This is a genomic window from bacterium (assembly GCA_030685015.1).
In the GTDB taxonomy this organism is placed as follows: domain Bacteria; phylum CAIWAD01; class CAIWAD01; order CAIWAD01; family CAIWAD01; genus CAIWAD01.
Window position 1 is genome coordinate 1 of the sequence record JAUXWS010000040.1, and the last position, 14,588, is coordinate 14,588.

Consider the following 14,588-nt stretch of genomic DNA (forward strand, 5'->3'; position numbering starts at 1 on the left):
GCCCGCGCCGCCGCCCCGCGCGAGCTGCCCGACCTCCTGCGCGGGGATTGAGTCCGCGGCGACCTGAGGTCCACAGCCCTGATTCCAGCAGACAGGAGCACGACCATGAGACACGCCATCCGCCTGGCCGGCCTGGGCGCCTTCGCCCTCCTCCTCGGTTGCGGTGGCCAGACCCCCGAGCAGCCCGGCGACGGGCAGGCCACCCTCTCCGACAACACGGCGCGCCCCGGGGAGCCGATCCTGCCCCTGCCCCGCACGCCGCCACAGGTGGACCAGGCCAAGGCCGACCTGGGACGCCTGCTCTTCTTCGACCCGCGCCTGTCGCGCAGCAGCTTCCTCTCCTGCAACAGCTGCCACAACCTGGCCACGGGCGGCACGGACATCATGCCCAGCTCCATCGGGCACGGCTGGCAACTGGGTCCCATCAACAGCCCCACCGTGTTCAACGCCAAGTACAACCTGGCCCAGAGTTCTGGGACGGGCGGGCCAAGGACCTCAAGGAACAGGCGGGCGGCCCCGTGGAGAATCCCGGCGAGATGGCCTTCACCCACGAGGCGGTCGTCACGGTGCTGGCCACCATCCCCGGCTACGTGGAGCTGTTCCAGCAGACCTACGGGGCGGTCACCATGGACGCCGTCCAGGATGCCCTGGCCCTCTTCGAGGAGACCCTCGTCACCCCGGATTCCCGCTTCGATCGCTGGCTCTACGGCGATGACGCGGCCATCACGCCGCTGGAGCTGGAGGGTTACAGGCTGTTCAAGGAGAAAGGCTGCGCCACCTGTCACAACGGCATCGCCGTGGGCGGTTCCATGTACCAGAAGATGGGCCTGAAGAAGCCCTATCGGGACACGGGCCTGGGCCGCTTCAATGTCACCAAGAACGAGGCGGACATGTTCGTGTTCAAGGTGCCCGTGCTGCGCAACATCGAGCTCACCTACCCCTACTTCCACGACGGCAGCGTGTGGGATCTGAAGGAGGCGGTGCTGCTCATGGCCGACATCCAGTTGGGAATCCCGGTCTCCGGCGAGGAGGCGGACAAGATCGTCGCCTTCCTCAAGACCCTGACCGGGCGCCAGCCGGAGGTGCTGATCCCCGCGCTGCCCCCTTCCGCCCCCAATACGCCGCGACCGGACCGCGCCCTGTAGCGCCCAGCGGAGCCTCCGACCGACCGGGGGCGGCCACGCGGCCGCCCTTTCTCATTCTCCGCGCCGGGCGGCCCACCACCCCCGACCCGTCACCGCGGCCAGGACAAGCAGCCCGCCGGCCAGCGCCCGCGGTCCCGGCACCTCGTGGAGCAGGAGGGCCACCCAGACCGGGTTGAGCACCGGCTCCACGGCGGCGGCCAGCGCGCCGGTGGCGGCGCGCGCCCGGCGCATGCCCAAGGCGTAGCAGAGGTAGCCCAGGCCGAACTGGCCCACCCCCAGCCCCAGCAGATGCGGCCACTGGCCGGGGGGAGGGGGCTGGCCAATCCACCAGGGCGCCAGCGCCAGCGCGGCCAGGCCGCAACCGAGCAGGGGGACGCGCAAGGGGTCGCGGCCCGCCTCGTGGCGCAGGGCCAGGATGGTGCCGGCGAAGCTGAGCCCGGCGGCCAGGGCGAGCAGGTTGCCGGCCCCCGACCCGCCCCCCAGGCGCTCCGAGAGCAGGAGGGCGAGACCGCCGAAGGCCAGGGCGACAGCGGCCAGGTCGGCCCGCCGCACCGGCTCCTTCAGCCACAAGGCGCCGAAGAGCAGCACGTAGACCGGCGCCGTGTACTGGAGCAGGATGGCGTTGGCGGCGGTGGTCAGCTTGGTGGCCGTCACGAAGCAGATCGTGTTGAGGGCGAAGCTGGCCGCGCCCAGCCAGAGGCCCCGGCCGCGCCAGGCGGCGGCGGGCGGGGGATGGCCCCTTCCGCTTCCGAGCAGGGGGCGAAGCGCCAGAAGGAAGAGGAAGGCGATGAGCGAGCGCCAGCCGGCCAGGGCCGGCCCCGCCACGTCGATCTCCTTGATCAGCCAGCCCCCCGTCGACCAGAAGAGGTTGGCGGCGAGGAGCAGCCAGAGGGTGCGGCCGGCCTGGCTCATCGGGGCGGAGGGGAGAGGGTCCCCGCCCGCCGGCGAGGCGGCGGCCCGCTCAGGCGCATGTCGTCGCCTCCCCCGGCGCCACCGGAATCACCGCTCCCCCGTCGAGCGCCAGATGCTCCAGCCCCAGGGGGGCAGCTCGAGCCGCAGGCGGCCCGCCAGCTCGCTCAGACGCCCGTCCTCCCACTCCCGCCAGGATCCGGTCAGGAGCGGATCCTCCACCTCCAGGTCCAGGGGGTCGGCGCTCAGGTTGACGGCGCAGAGCAGGTGCTGGCTGGCGTCCAGGCGCAGGAAGCTCCAGGCCGGGCCACGGCTGAGGCGGCGATAGCTCTCCGCCCCCGCCTCGGCGCGCCAGAGGGCGGGACTGGTGTGCTTGAGGCGGTTGAGCGCGGCGAACAGGGCGGCGCGCGGATGCCCGCGCCAGGGGATCTCGTCCTTCTCGAAGAAGGAGAGGCGGTGGGACAAGCCCGCCTCCTGGCCGCTGTAGATGAGGGGCATGCCGGGCAGGGTCCAGCACAGCACGCTGAAGGCATCGGCGGCGAGGCCCAGGCGTTCGTCCTCCGTGCCGTTCCAGCTGTTCTCGTCGTGATTGGTGGTGAAGCGCATCTGCAGGTGGCCGGCCGGCCAGCGTTCAGCTTCGCCCGCCACCAGGGAGTCCAGGCGCGCCACGCTCGCCTCGCCTTTCATGTAGGCGTTGCCGGCCCGGTGCAGGTCCCAGGCGTAGCTCATGTCGAAGGGGCCGGCCAGGGCCGGATCGTCCCATTCGGCCAGCATGAAAACCGGCTTGACCGCCTCCAGTCGCGAGCGGGCCTCCTCCCAGAACTCGGTGGGCACCATGCCCGCCACGTCGCAGCGATAACCGTCGATGTCCGCCTCGCGCAGCCAGAAGACGAGGGATTCGATCATCCAGGCCCGCAGGTCGGGCCGCTCGTAGTCCAGGTCGACCACGTCGCTCCAGTCGTCCACCGGCGGGCGGGGCTGGCCGTCCTCGCCGCGGGTCAGCCACTGGGGATGCTCCCGGACGATGGGGTTGTCCCAGGCGCAGTGGTTGGCCACCCAGTCCAGGATGACCCGCATGTCCAGGGCGTGGGCGGTGGCCACCAGCCGGCGCAGGTCCTCCCGCGTGCCCAGGTCCGGGTTGACGTCCCGGTAGTCGCGCACCGAATAGGGGCTGCCCAGGCCGCCCTTGCGCCTCTCCTCGCCGATGGGATGGATGGGCATGAGCCAGAGGATGTCCACCCCCAGCTCCCTCAGCCGCGGCAGGTGTTCCTGGAAGGCGGCGATGGTGCCCTCCGGCGTGTACTGGCGCAGGTTGACCTCGTAGATCACTTGGCGGGCGGGGTCGGCCGGCGCGGGCCAGGAGGCGGCGGGCTTCACGGCAAGGCAGGCCGCGGCCAGGACGGAGGCCATCCACAGGGTGGTTCGCATGGCGTGCTCCTCTCGTTGTTGCGTTGGCATGCCCCCCCCGGGCAGCACGGGCCAGGCGGGGCTGGCGACAGGGTCAAGGGGAAGTGCTCTTTGTAAGCAATCTGCATGTTTGTCCTCGTCCTGTCTGTCCGGGGTGCTCAGGCGCTTGGCCCGGCCTGCTCCAGCAGCCCGCCCAGCGCCCGCTCCAGCCGCTCCAGGTCCGCCTCGCGATTGTAGGGCTGCAGGCTGAGGCGCAGGACGGCCTCGCCCTGGAATTCGAACAGGGGCACCTCCACGCCGGACCCGGCGAAGAGCCGCTCGTGCAGCTCCGCCGCCCGGTGGGCGGGGCAGGCCGCCGGCGGCAGGCCCAGGGCCAGCATCTGCAGACCTTCGTCGCGGGGGCCGAGGCGGCGCGCCCCGAAACGCTCCTCCAGGCGGTCCCCCCAGGCCTGGAGATGCTCCCGGCAGGCCGCGGCGCGCTCTTCCCAGTGCCAGGCCCGGCGGAACTCGAGGGCGGCGGGCAGGGCCAGCCAAGCGGTGGGATCGCACGTGCCCGACCATTCCAGCTCGTCGAGGAAGGGATCGCGCCGCTGGGCGGGGGGCCGGTTGGTGTGGCCCCAGCTCACGACGAGGGGGCGGATCCAGTCCCGCGCCCGCTCCCCCGCCCACAGGAAGCCGCAACCCTTGGGGGCCAGCAGCCACTTGTGGCAATTGCCGGCGTAGATGTCGGCGCCCAAGGTGCCCAAGTCGAGGGGAATCTGTCCAGGGGCGTGGGCCCCGTCCACCACGCTGATCCACCCGCGGCGGCGGGCCAGGTCCAGCAATGCATCGATGGGCAGGCGCAGGGCGGTGGGGGAGCTGATGTGGCTGAGGAAGATGGCGCGGGTGGCGGGGCTGGCCGCCCGCTCGTAGGCGGCCGTGACGCGGGCCGCGTCGCGGACGGGGAGCGGCAGCGCCACGCGTCGCAGGCACAGGCCGCGCCGCCCGGCCTCGGCCTCCCAGCAGCGCAGCAGGGCCCCATATTCGTGGTCGCCCACCAGCACCTCGTCCCCGGCGGCCAGGGGCAGGCTGCGGATGGCCACGTTGAGGGCGACGGTGACGTTGGGCTGGTAGACCAGCTGGCGCGGGGCGGCGCCCAGCTGGGCGGCCAGCGCGGCGCGGGCCTCGGCCAGACAATCGGGCAGGCGGCGATGGAGGAAAGCGACAGGTTCCCGCTCCAGCTCCGTGCGCAGCTGGCCCTGCCGCGCCAGCACGGGGATGGGGCAGGCGCCGAAGGAGCCGTGGTTGAGGAAGGCCATGTCCGGATCCAGCAGGAACTGGCCGCGCAGGGCGGGATCGCCCCAATCCTTCGAACTCATGACACCACCCACGCTGCTTGCACCCGTGCTCAGTCCTGCCCGCCGCCCGCCACCGGGCGCTGGTCGACACCCACCGCCAGGAACTGGGTCTGGCCCTGGTAACCGTCCCGCTCCAGCCGCCGCCGCAGCCCGGCCAGGCGGGGCCGCAGCTCGCCCAGTCCCGGGCGGGCCAGCTGGGCCTCCAGTTTGTCCATCGTCTCCACCACGGCGGAGGGCGCCCGCTCCTCCGCCCGCGGCGGAGGCCAGCAGATCCAGCGCCAGTCCAGATCCAGGTCCGCCAAAAGGGCGCGCAGCTCCCGCAGGCGCAGGGTGGGGCGGTGCCAGAGCCCCCGTCGCCGGTCCAGGGCGGCGGCCAGATGGTGCAGGTCGCGGTGGACGCGTTGGGCCGCGCCCAGCCCGTCGGCCAGGGGTTCGCTCAGGATCAGGCGGCCGCCCGGTTTCAGCAGGGCGGCGGCGGCGGCCAGCGCCCGGCCCGGAGCGGGCAGGTGATGGAGGGAATAGGAGCAGGCCACCGTGTCCAGGCTGCCCGGCCGGAGGGGCGGGCGGGCGGCGTCGGCCTTGAGGGGCAGCGGTTGCGGTTGCACCTGGACCCGGCACTCCGCCAGCTGTCCCCGGTCCCGGTCCAGGGCCAGCCAGGCCCGTGCCCGGCCCAGGGCGGCCAGGCGTCCCAGGAATGCGCCGCGGCCGCTGGCCAGGTCCAGGCAGCAACCCCATTCGCGACCGTCCAGGAGGCTGGCCAGCGGATCATGGCCGGGCTCAGCCGCCATATTCCTCCGCGTAGTCGGCCATGGCCGCCTCGACCACGCGCAGGGCCTGGTCCACGTCGTAGATCTGCTCCACGGAGATGTCGGACTCCTTGCCGGGAATGAGCTTGTAGGTGGCGAAGTAGTGGCGCAGGCGCTCGATCAGCACCTGGGGGACATCGGCCAGGGTCTCCGCCCCGCCCCAGATGTTGTCGTTGGCCAGCACGGCCACGATCTTGTCATCCGCCTCGCCCCCGTCCACCATCTGGATGCCGCCCACCACCTTGGCCTGCAGGATGACCTCGCTGCGGTTGACCGGACGCTCGCTGATCACGCAGATGTCGAGGGGATCGCCGTCCCCCCGGGAGGCAAGCGGCGAAAGGGCCCCCACCCGGCGACCGCAGTAGGTGCGCGGGATGAAGCCGTAGAGCGCCGGCGGCTGCGAGGACGTGCGCTGGGGGCGGTCCACGCGCAGGTAGCCCGTCGCCTTGTCCACCTCGTACTTGACCAGATCGAAGGGCGTGATCTCGATGTAGGCGTTGAGGCGGCGCGGGGGATCGGGACCCACCTCCAGCCCGTGCCAGGGATGGGGACGCCAGCGGTAGAAAGGCGGGGGGAACTTCATCGCTCGTCCTTCTCCTGTTGGGGGTTCTGCCCGGGCGCGCCCGGCAGGTCGGCCAGGTCCCGCGCCGCCAGCTCCACCCGCACCAGCCCGCGCCAGTCACCCTCGGCGTAACCGGTGGCCTCGTCGGCCGGGTAGCGCGCGGCCAGAAGCTGGCGCAGGGTGTCGGAGAGGGCGGCCGGGTCCCCGTGACAAGCCAGGCAGGGCGCCCCCATGCGCACAGGCTGGTAGAGGCGGTAGCGGCGGGTGCCGTCCCGCTCCAATCGCTGCACCCAATCCTCCGGGAGGGAGCCCGTCCTCTCCAGCTCCCGCTCGAAGTGCTCCAGCGCCAGCAGATCCCATTGGTCGGGGGCGTTGGCCGGGTTGCGCAGCCGGCGCGACATCCGGCGCAGCTCGGCCGGCGGTGTTCCGCCCTGGCCGATCTCCGCCGTCAGGGCCTGGGCCCGGTTGGCGCACAGGTCGATGGCCCGCAGCGGCCCCCCTTCCTCCAGGGCGGCCATCAGCTCGGCCCGCAGCCGCACCTGCAGCTCGGTGGCGCGACGATGGGCCCAGGGCCTGACCTGGGCGATCTCCTCGGGTGTGGCGGGGCCGGGCGTGGTGCGCTCGCAGTCTGCCAGCAGGGCGAGGGCAAGGGGAATGGCCACAAGCAGGAAGCGTGGTCGCATGACAGGCTCCTTGGTTGACGGCGGCAAGGTAGCATGGCCGATCGGCCTCCTGCCCGCCTTCCGGTCGGAGTACGCCGCTGCTGGCAGTGCCGCGGCGGGTCCTCAGCGGACGGAGCGGTAACCCCCCGGCCGGCCGCGGGGCGAGAAGACCAGCTGCCAGAGCTGGTTGCGCCGGGCGCGGAAGGCGCCGGCGCAGGAGAGGAGGTAATAGCGCCACATGCGGCGGAAGCGCTCGTCGTAGCGCTGCCCGTCCAGGCGGGGCCAGGCCCGCTCGCAGTTGGCGTGCCAGGCCATCAGGGTGCGGTCGTAGTCAGGTCCGAAGCTGTGCCAGTCCTCCAGCACAAGGAGACCCTCGGCCGCCGCTGTGATCTGGGCGGCGGAGGGCAGCATGGATCCGGGAAAGATGTGGCGGCCGATCCAGGGATCGGTGTGGTGCACGGAGCGGTTGCCGCCGATGGTGTGCAGCAGCAAGAGCCCGTCCTCGCGCAGCAGGCGGCGCACGGCCAGGAAGAAAGCGCGATGGTTGCGCCAGCCCACATGCTCGAACATGCCCACCGAGACGACATGGTCGAAGCTCCCCTCCAGCCGCCGGTAGTCCTCCAGCCGGATCTCCACGGGCAGGCCCCGGCAGCGTTCGCGAGCCAGCTCGGCCTGGCGCTCGGCCAGGGTGATGCCGACCACCTGGACGCCGTGGCGCTCGGCGGCCCAGCGGGCGAGGCCGCCCCAGCCGCAGCCGATGTCAAGCAGACGCTGGCCCGGCCGCAGCCCCAGCTTGCGGCAGCACAGCTCGAGCTTGGCCTCCTGCGCCTCCTCCAGGGTGGCCGCCCCCGCCTCCCACCAGGCGCAGGAGTAGATCATGCGCGGGTCCAGCATGGCTTCGTAGAGGTCGTTGCCGATGTCGTAGTGGTGGCGGGCGCCGGCCCGGGCGCGCCGCAGCGACTGCATGTTGAGCAGGCGCGCCTTGAGCGAATCGGCCAGGCGGCCGGCCGAGGGGACGCGCTCATCCAGCCACGCCCCCAGCAACCGATGGAAACACTCGTCGAGCGCCGCGCAGTCCCAGGCGCCCTCCACGTAGCTGTCGCCCAGGGCCAGGGAGCCGCCGGCGAGCAGGCGGCGGGGCAGGCCGGAATCATGCAGGCGGATGTCCCAGGGGCGATCGCCGTCCAGGCGCAGGTCGGCCGTGTCCAGCAACTTCTGCAGCAGATGGCGGGCGGCGGCGCTCATGTGGATCCTCCTTCCGCCCGGCGCGGCATTCCCGTCATGTGTCGCGGGTCCACGCGGGCGGCGCAAGCATGGGAATCCTGGACCAGGATTTCCAGCGGTCTTGCGCTGTCGTCCAATGGCCGGTGTGTCCCGCCCATCATCGCGCCCCTGGACTCAGGATGTGCTGAGCAGGGCCACGCCCAGCACGGCGAGCAAGGCGCCCGCCCAGGCCAGCGGCCCGGGCCGGCGTCCAGCCAGGGCGGCCAGCAGCATGGCGAAAAGGGGGGCGGTGGAGAGCAGGGACTGCGCGACGCCCGCCGGCAGCTTGGCCAAGGAGACCTGCTGCAGCCAGATGCCCAGCCAGGTGCCCAGCAGGGCCGCCCCCGCCACCCGGACCCACAGTCCCCGGCCGCCCGGGGCCAACAGCGTGAAGGAGGGCCGTCCCAGCCAATGCCAGGCCAGGAGCAGCCAAGCCTGTCCGGCGGCCAGGCGCAGCATGGCGGCGAGGGCGGGGTCGAGGCCGCCGCCCTGGAGGGCCGCCCGCGCCAGCACCATGCCAACGCCCTGGCCCGCCGCCGCCAGCAAGCCCCAGCGCAGGGCGGCGCGCGGCACGCGGCCGGCCGGTTCCCGGGCGGACATGCCCAACACGGCGGCCGCCACGCCAGCCAGGGTGAGGGCCAACCCCAGCCAGGCGAGCGGCGCCAAGTTCTCCCGCAGGGCCACCCAGGAGAGACCGGCCGCCGTGGGAGCGGCCAGCAGCTCCATGAGCAGGGTGCGCCGGGTGCCCAGCGCGGCGAGGGCGCGGAAGTAGGCCGTGTCCCCCATGCCGATGCCGATCACGCCCGACAGGCCGAGCAGCGTCACGGCCGGCAGTCCCGGCCAGTCATGGGCGGCCTGGGTGAAGGGCAGGGTGGCGGCGAAGAGGAGGAGGGCGCAGCCGCCCTTGGCCAGGTTCAACTCCAGCGGCGGCACCTGGCGACCAGCGCCCTGGAAGAGCCGGGTGGCCGTCACCCAAAGCAGGGCGGCACCCAGGGCGGCCAGCACGCCCGTCGTCATGCCCTGAACTCCGTCCGCAGGCCGGTGGGCATGGGTTGGTCAAGGGCGCGCGTAGACGGCCCGCGCCCGGTAGAAGCGCCGCGCCAGGGTCGGGGCGGCGGGGTCGGTCCACCACGTGTCCGGCGTCAGTACCAGATGTTGCCAACCCTGGCCGTCGCTCGAGGCCTCCAGGCGCACGCCCGTGCAGAGCCAGCCGGCGGGCGGCGCCGGAGCCACCCATTCCAGGCGCATGGTCCCGTCGGCCAGTCGGGTGATCTGCAGCTCCACGGGGGAGAAGGTGGGCGAAGCCAGCGGGAAGGCGACCCATTCTCCCGCTTGGAGATGGCCGTCCCCGTCCAGGGTGGGCGGCGCCTGGAGCTGGAGGACGCCGCCGTTGGGCGTGGTCCAGGCCCCCAGGGCCAGCCAGACCGTGTCGGGCAGGGCGCCGAAAAGGGCGGCCGGATCGAGGCTGCCTTCGAGCACGGCGCCGCGGGCCTGGGCGGGGGCGCCCGCCCCCGTGTCGAACCAGCCGCTCCACCCGTTGTCCACCTCGTTGGCCAGGTAGGCGCCCCAGGCCGCCGCCTGGCCCGCCTTGGCCCAGGGCGCCGGCTGCGGGGCGCCGGGCGGTGCGGCCAGGAAGAGGAAGTGGTCGCGCCCGGCCTGGGCCGGCGTCCCCGCCAGGTAGAGGCGGCTGCCGTTCCAGCCCGCCCACAGCTGCAGGTTCTCCGCCTGCGCCACGAGCTGGGCGGCGGCGTCCAGCTGGCCGTCCATCGCCCAGTCGGCGGCCGCGCCCTCCACCGGGACATGCCAGTCCTGCCCGCTGTTGTTGTCCCAGTGCCCCAGGTTGTCGTGGAAGACGAAATCAACCTGCTGCGCTCCCACCGGCAAGGTCAGGGTGATGCGCCAGGCGGCGCTGTCCGCCGCCCAGGCCATGGGCGCGTCGCTGACGCCGCCCCAGTTGTTGAAGCCGTAGTGCAGCCAGATGGGATCGGTGGCAGGGGGCAGGGGTCCACCCTCCACCCGGTATTGGATGGTGAAGGCCTGTCCCGCCTGGCCCGGCCGCGGCCACCAGGAGACGCGCCCCCCCTCTCCTCCCCCGCCCTGGCCCTGGCCCGTGCCGATCCAGGTGTGCAGGATGGGGCTGCGCCTGACGTGGCCGCGGCTGTCCCGCGCCTCCACGAAATAGTCGACGAGGAGCCCCCCTTCCTCCACCAGCTCGGGCTCCGTGACGTGGAGCCAGTACTGGTCGGCGATCACCGTGGGCATGACGAAGAAATCGATGTTGGGATCGTTGTGGACATTGCCGGCGGGAAAGGCCCTCTGGTGCATGGGCAGCTGGCGCCAGGACCCCACCTCGGGTCCGCCCGCATAGGTCTCATTCTGGTGGCTGGCCAAGGGGTTCTCCCCGTCGGCGTCGATGCGGTAGTGGAAGGTGACGCTGTCCACGCCCGACACGTCGTGGACAAAGGTCCAGACCCAGAAGTCGCGGCTGTGGAGAGTCTGCTGGTAGCCCCAGAGGCTGCCGAAGCCCACCGCGCCGGGGTTGTGCGGGTGCTGCTGGGGCAGCCAGATGGTGGGCGGCGTCTGGTCCAGGGCGCCGTCGCCGATCACCTGGGCGGCGTGGGCCACGGCCGTGTTGCAGGCGACGGTGGCCTTGACCTCCATGTCGAGGGCGGCACCGTAGTACATGTAGCCGCTCTCGAGGGCGGGCAGGAAATGGTGCCAGGCCAGCTCGGCGGACGAGGCGGGATGGGCCGCCGGGTCCATCACGGCGGCCGGGTCCACGTCCCCGTCGATCTGGGCGGCGGTGGAGACCAGATTCTGCGCCGCCGTGATCACGGCCCAGTTGCGGATGTCCTCGGCCCAGCCCCCGGCCATGTCGAAGCGGCCGTCGGCTCCCACCGGCGGCCAGTTCCAGTTGATGAAATCCGGGCTGCCGAAGTCGCCGTCGGCGTTGACCCAGCCGCCGTCCTCCACGTGGACGATGTCCTGCGGGGAGACGGGATGGTCGGCCAGGTACTGCTGCACCACGGTGGGCGTGTGGCCCGCCGCCACCGCCGCGGCGGTGAAGCCGGGCACGCTCTGCATGTAGTAGGAATAGCCGCCGCCCCAGGCGTTGTCCCCGTCATGCCCCAGCACGATGAGGAGGGGCTGCTCCGGCTCGCTGTGGGGAGCCACCTGGGCCACGTCCTCCAGCCCGTACATCTGGTAGCCGTCCTGCCAGCTCATGGCCATCTCCATGGGCACCACCGTGAGGGTGCTGACCGCGCCGCTCGCCGGGTCGATGTGCTGGGCTTGGTGCGGCCTCATGGCGAAGGGCACGGCGTTGGTGGGTGTGCAGTCGCGGCTGATGGTGCGGCTCCACCAGTGGGCCTGGGGCGGGTTGAGCTGGTCGGCCCGGTTGGGCGGGTCGCAGTTCTCGCCCCCGGTGCCCAGCACCAGCGGGAAGTCGGCGCAGGCGCGGCTCAGATGGTTGTTGGGGACGAAGGACCACTGGATCCCCTCCGCGGCCAGCACGGGGATGATGCGCGTGCTGAAGCACATCTCCGGCGGGAAGAAGCCCTGGGAAAGGCCGGGCGCGGCGCCCCAGGCCCGCTCGTGGGCCAGCTTGGCGATGCGGATCTCCATGCGCAGCGCCTCCTCGTCAAGGAGGGGCGCGATGCTGTGGTGGTAGGGCGTGAGGACCTGGTCCAGGCGCGGGAAGCCGCCGGGGGTCGTCCAGCCGCGGGCCTGGCGGATGGGCTGGTTCCAGGCGGGACTGTAACCCAGGGCGCCCGCCGCCCCCAGGGAGGCCACGTTGTCGATCAGGCAGCCGGCGTAGCTGACTTGCGCCCCGCTGAGCGGCCCGCTCATGGCGGCGATGGCGTCGCGCATGCGCCACTGGTAGGCGGCCACCCGGTCGGCCACGCTGAAGATCTGCGCCACGTCGTTCTGCGGATGCGCCGCCCCGGCGTTGCGCCGCTGGATGGACTCCCAGGCCGTCTCCACCGTGGTCGGATGGAGGGCCGAGGGCTGCGGCCAGTAGATGGGCTGTTGCTGGTGCCAGTGGTAGGTGGTGTAGACGGCGGCGCCGGCGGTGGCGGCGCAGACCAGCAGGATTGTCAGGGCGATGGATCGGCGCATGGGGGAGCACTCCTGGCTTGCCCGCGCAAGGTGGGGAGTATGGCGTGAAAATGGAAGACGGCCGGACCCGGTCGGCGGGCCTGACACCGGCGCTACGGCCGGGTTTGCGCCTCGATGCGAGCATCAGAAAAGCCCCCGCCGGATCGCGGCGGGGGCTGAACGTGTCGCTGGGCGGCGCGCGCTACTTCTTGTCGTCCATCACCTCGAAGTCCGCCTCCACGGCCTTGCCGTCGTCGCCGGCGGCCGCCTGGCCCTTGGGCTCGCCGCCCATGCCGGCGAAATCCGCCCCCGGTCCGCCCGCGGCGCCGGGGCCGGCCGTCTGGGCCTTCTTGTAGAGTTCCTCGCTCACGCCCTGCCAGGTCTTGTCCAGAGCCTCGGTGGCGCTCTTGATCGCCTCGCTGGAGCCGCCCTTGAGCGCCTCCTCGAGCGCCTTGGCCGCCTCCTCGAGACGGCTCCGCTCCGCCTCGCCCAACTGCTCCTTCAGCTCCTCCACCTGCTTGCGGGTCTGGAAGACCTTCTGGTCGGCCGTGTTGCGCAGCTCGACCTCCTCCTTGCGCTGGGCATCCTCGGCGGCGTGCTCCTCCGCCTCGCGCTTCATGCGCTGGATCTCACTCTCGGAGAGGCCGCTGGAGGCGGTGATCTTGATGGACTGCTCCTTGTTGGTGGCCTTGTCCTTGGCCTTGACGGCCAGGATGCCGTTGGCGTCGATGTCGAAGGCGACCTCGATCTGGGGCACGCCCCGGGGCGCCGGCGGGATGCCGTCCAGCTGGAAGCGCCCGATCGTCTTGTTGTCCACGGCCATGGGACGCTCGCCCTGGAGGACGTGGATGTCCACGGTGGGCTGGTTGTCGCTGGCCGTCGAGAAGACGTTGCTCTTGCTCGTGGGGATGGTCGTGTTGCGCTCGATGAGCACGGTCATGACGCCGCCCAGGGTCTCGATGCCCAAGGAAAGCGGCGTCACGTCGAGCAGGACCATGTCCTTCTCGCCCATCTCGCCGGCCATGATGCCGCCCTGGATGGCGGCGCCCAGGGCCACCACCTCGTCGGGGTTGACCCCCTTGTGCGGCTCCTTGCCGAAGAACTTCTTGACGGCCTCCACCACAGCGGGGACGCGCGTGGAGCCGCCCACCAGGATCACCTCGTCGATGTCCTTGTTCTGCTTGCCGGCGTCGACCATGGCCTTGCGGCAGGGCTCGATGGAGCGCTGGATGAGGTCGTCGACGAGCTGTTCGAACTTGGCCCGCGTGATGGTCATGTCCAGGTGCTTGGGCCCGTCCTGGGTGGCCGTGATGAAAGGCAGGTTGATCTGTGCCTGCTGGCTGCTGGACAGCTCGATCTTGGCCTTTTCGGCGGCCTCCTTGAGGCGCTGGAGGGCCATGGGATCCTTGCGCAGGTCGATCCCCTCCAGCTTCTGGAACTCGGCGGCCAGGTGGTCGATGAGGCGCTGGTCGAAGTCGTCGCCGCCCAGGTGCGTGTCGCCGTTGGTGGACTTCACCTCGAAGGTGCCGTCGGCGATCTCGAGGATGCTGATATCGAAGGTGCCGCCGCCCAGGTCGTAGACGGCCACGCACTCCTCGCCCTTCTTGTCCAGGCCGTAGGCCATGGCCGCGGCCGTGGGCTCGTTGACGATGCGCTTCACCTTGAAGCCGGCGATCTCGCCCGCCTCCTTGGTGGCCTGGCGCTGGGCGTCGTTGAAGTAGGCCGGCACGGTGATGACCGCCTCGCTGACCGTCTCGCCCAGGAAGTCCTCGGCCGCCTGCTTGAGCTTCTGCAGGACCATGGCGCTGATCTGGGGCGGGGCGTAGTCCTTGCCGTCGATCTCGATGCGCGCCACGCCGCCCTGGCCCTTGACCACCTTGTAGGGCACCTCCTTCATCTCCTGGCCCACCTCGTCGAACTTGCGCCCCATGAAGCGCTTGACCGAGGAGATGGTGTTGACCGGGTTGGTGACAGCCTGGCGCTTGGCCGGGGCCCCCACCAGGCGCTCGCCGCTCTTGGTGAAGGCGACGACGCTGGGGGTCGTCCGCCCGCCCTCGGCGTTGGTGATGATGATGGGTTCGCCGCCCTCGATGACGGCCACGCAGCTGTTGGTGGTGCCCAGGTCGATGCCGATGATCTTGCCCATATATCCTTCCTCCATTTTGTTCAGCACACATGGGATGGCAAGGGACGTGCCAGATCAAGCATTGCGTATTTCGGTGTGATGGAAAACGGAGATTCATGATTCATCTGATGACCAGTCCAGGTTTGCACGACCGCCTGTCATCATCAAGTCAATTTGGCAGGCCTTCCTCCTGATGTGGCACAATCTGGCAGCAGCGCCTCCTGTTGCGATGAGGGGACAGGCAAGGGACTTTCCCATCGGATTGGATGGGATT

General features: G+C 71.5%; 11 protein-coding genes and 1 pseudogene. 2 read left to right on the forward strand and 10 right to left on the reverse strand.

Translation table 11 applies throughout. The features are described from left to right. Positions 1 to 105: 105 nt before the first annotated feature. A pseudogene (locus tag Q8O14_04565) lies at positions 106 to 656 on the forward strand (cytochrome-c peroxidase). Between the two features lie 141 nt (positions 657 to 797). Next, a complete protein-coding gene (locus Q8O14_04570; protein ID MDP2360012.1) occupies positions 798 to 1,145 on the forward strand; it encodes a c-type cytochrome in 348 nt (115 codons plus the stop codon). 51 nt (positions 1,146 to 1,196) lie between these two features. Here Q8O14_04570 and Q8O14_04575 read toward each other — a convergent pair whose 3' ends face one another. From Q8O14_04575 to dnaK, 10 genes are all read right to left on the reverse strand, one after another. Beyond that, positions 1,197 to 2,057, reverse strand: coding sequence for a DMT family transporter (locus Q8O14_04575; GenBank protein ID MDP2360013.1), 861 nt, complete (start codon positions 2,055 to 2,057; stop codon positions 1,197 to 1,199). Between the two features lie 87 nt (positions 2,058 to 2,144). Continuing rightward, a complete protein-coding gene (locus tag Q8O14_04580) occupies positions 2,145 to 3,482 on the reverse strand; it encodes an alpha-amylase family glycosyl hydrolase (protein ID MDP2360014.1) in 1,338 nt (445 codons plus the stop codon). Between the two features lie 137 nt (positions 3,483 to 3,619). After that, the gene (locus Q8O14_04585; GenBank protein MDP2360015.1) at positions 3,620 to 4,819 is read right to left on the reverse strand and encodes an aminotransferase class V-fold PLP-dependent enzyme; all 1,200 of its coding nucleotides are present in this window, start codon (positions 4,817 to 4,819) and stop codon (positions 3,620 to 3,622) included. A 29-nt stretch (positions 4,820 to 4,848) separates the two neighbouring features. After that, positions 4,849 to 5,586 carry a class I SAM-dependent methyltransferase gene (locus Q8O14_04590; protein MDP2360016.1) on the reverse strand — a complete coding sequence of 246 codons (738 nt, stop codon included), beginning with the start codon at positions 5,584 to 5,586 and terminating at the stop codon, positions 4,849 to 4,851. Beyond that, the gene (locus Q8O14_04595) at positions 5,576 to 6,187 is read right to left on the reverse strand and encodes an inorganic pyrophosphatase (protein MDP2360017.1); all 612 of its coding nucleotides are present in this window, start codon (positions 6,185 to 6,187) and stop codon (positions 5,576 to 5,578) included. The genes Q8O14_04590 and Q8O14_04595 overlap by 11 nt, the downstream gene beginning before the upstream one ends. Then, entirely contained in the window at positions 6,184 to 6,849 is a 666-nt protein-coding gene (locus tag Q8O14_04600; protein ID MDP2360018.1) for a DUF3365 domain-containing protein, read from the reverse strand. Before Q8O14_04600 ends, Q8O14_04595 begins: the two co-directional genes overlap by 4 nt. Before the next feature lie 102 nt (positions 6,850 to 6,951). Beyond that, entirely contained in the window at positions 6,952 to 8,073 is a 1,122-nt protein-coding gene (gene cfa, locus Q8O14_04605) for a cyclopropane fatty acyl phospholipid synthase (GenBank protein MDP2360019.1), read from the reverse strand. Positions 8,074 to 8,226: 153 nt separating this feature from the next. After that, on the reverse strand, positions 8,227 to 9,108 hold the full coding sequence (locus Q8O14_04610) for an EamA family transporter (GenBank protein ID MDP2360020.1): 882 nt from the start codon (positions 9,106 to 9,108) through the stop codon (positions 8,227 to 8,229). A gap of 39 nt (positions 9,109 to 9,147) precedes the next feature. Then, positions 9,148 to 12,210, reverse strand: coding sequence for a carbohydrate-binding protein (locus tag Q8O14_04615; GenBank protein MDP2360021.1), 3,063 nt, complete (start codon positions 12,208 to 12,210; stop codon positions 9,148 to 9,150). 181 nt (positions 12,211 to 12,391) lie between these two features. After that, entirely contained in the window at positions 12,392 to 14,335 is a 1,944-nt protein-coding gene (dnaK, locus tag Q8O14_04620) for a molecular chaperone DnaK (protein ID MDP2360022.1), read from the reverse strand. Positions 14,336 to 14,588 lie beyond the last annotated feature (253 nt).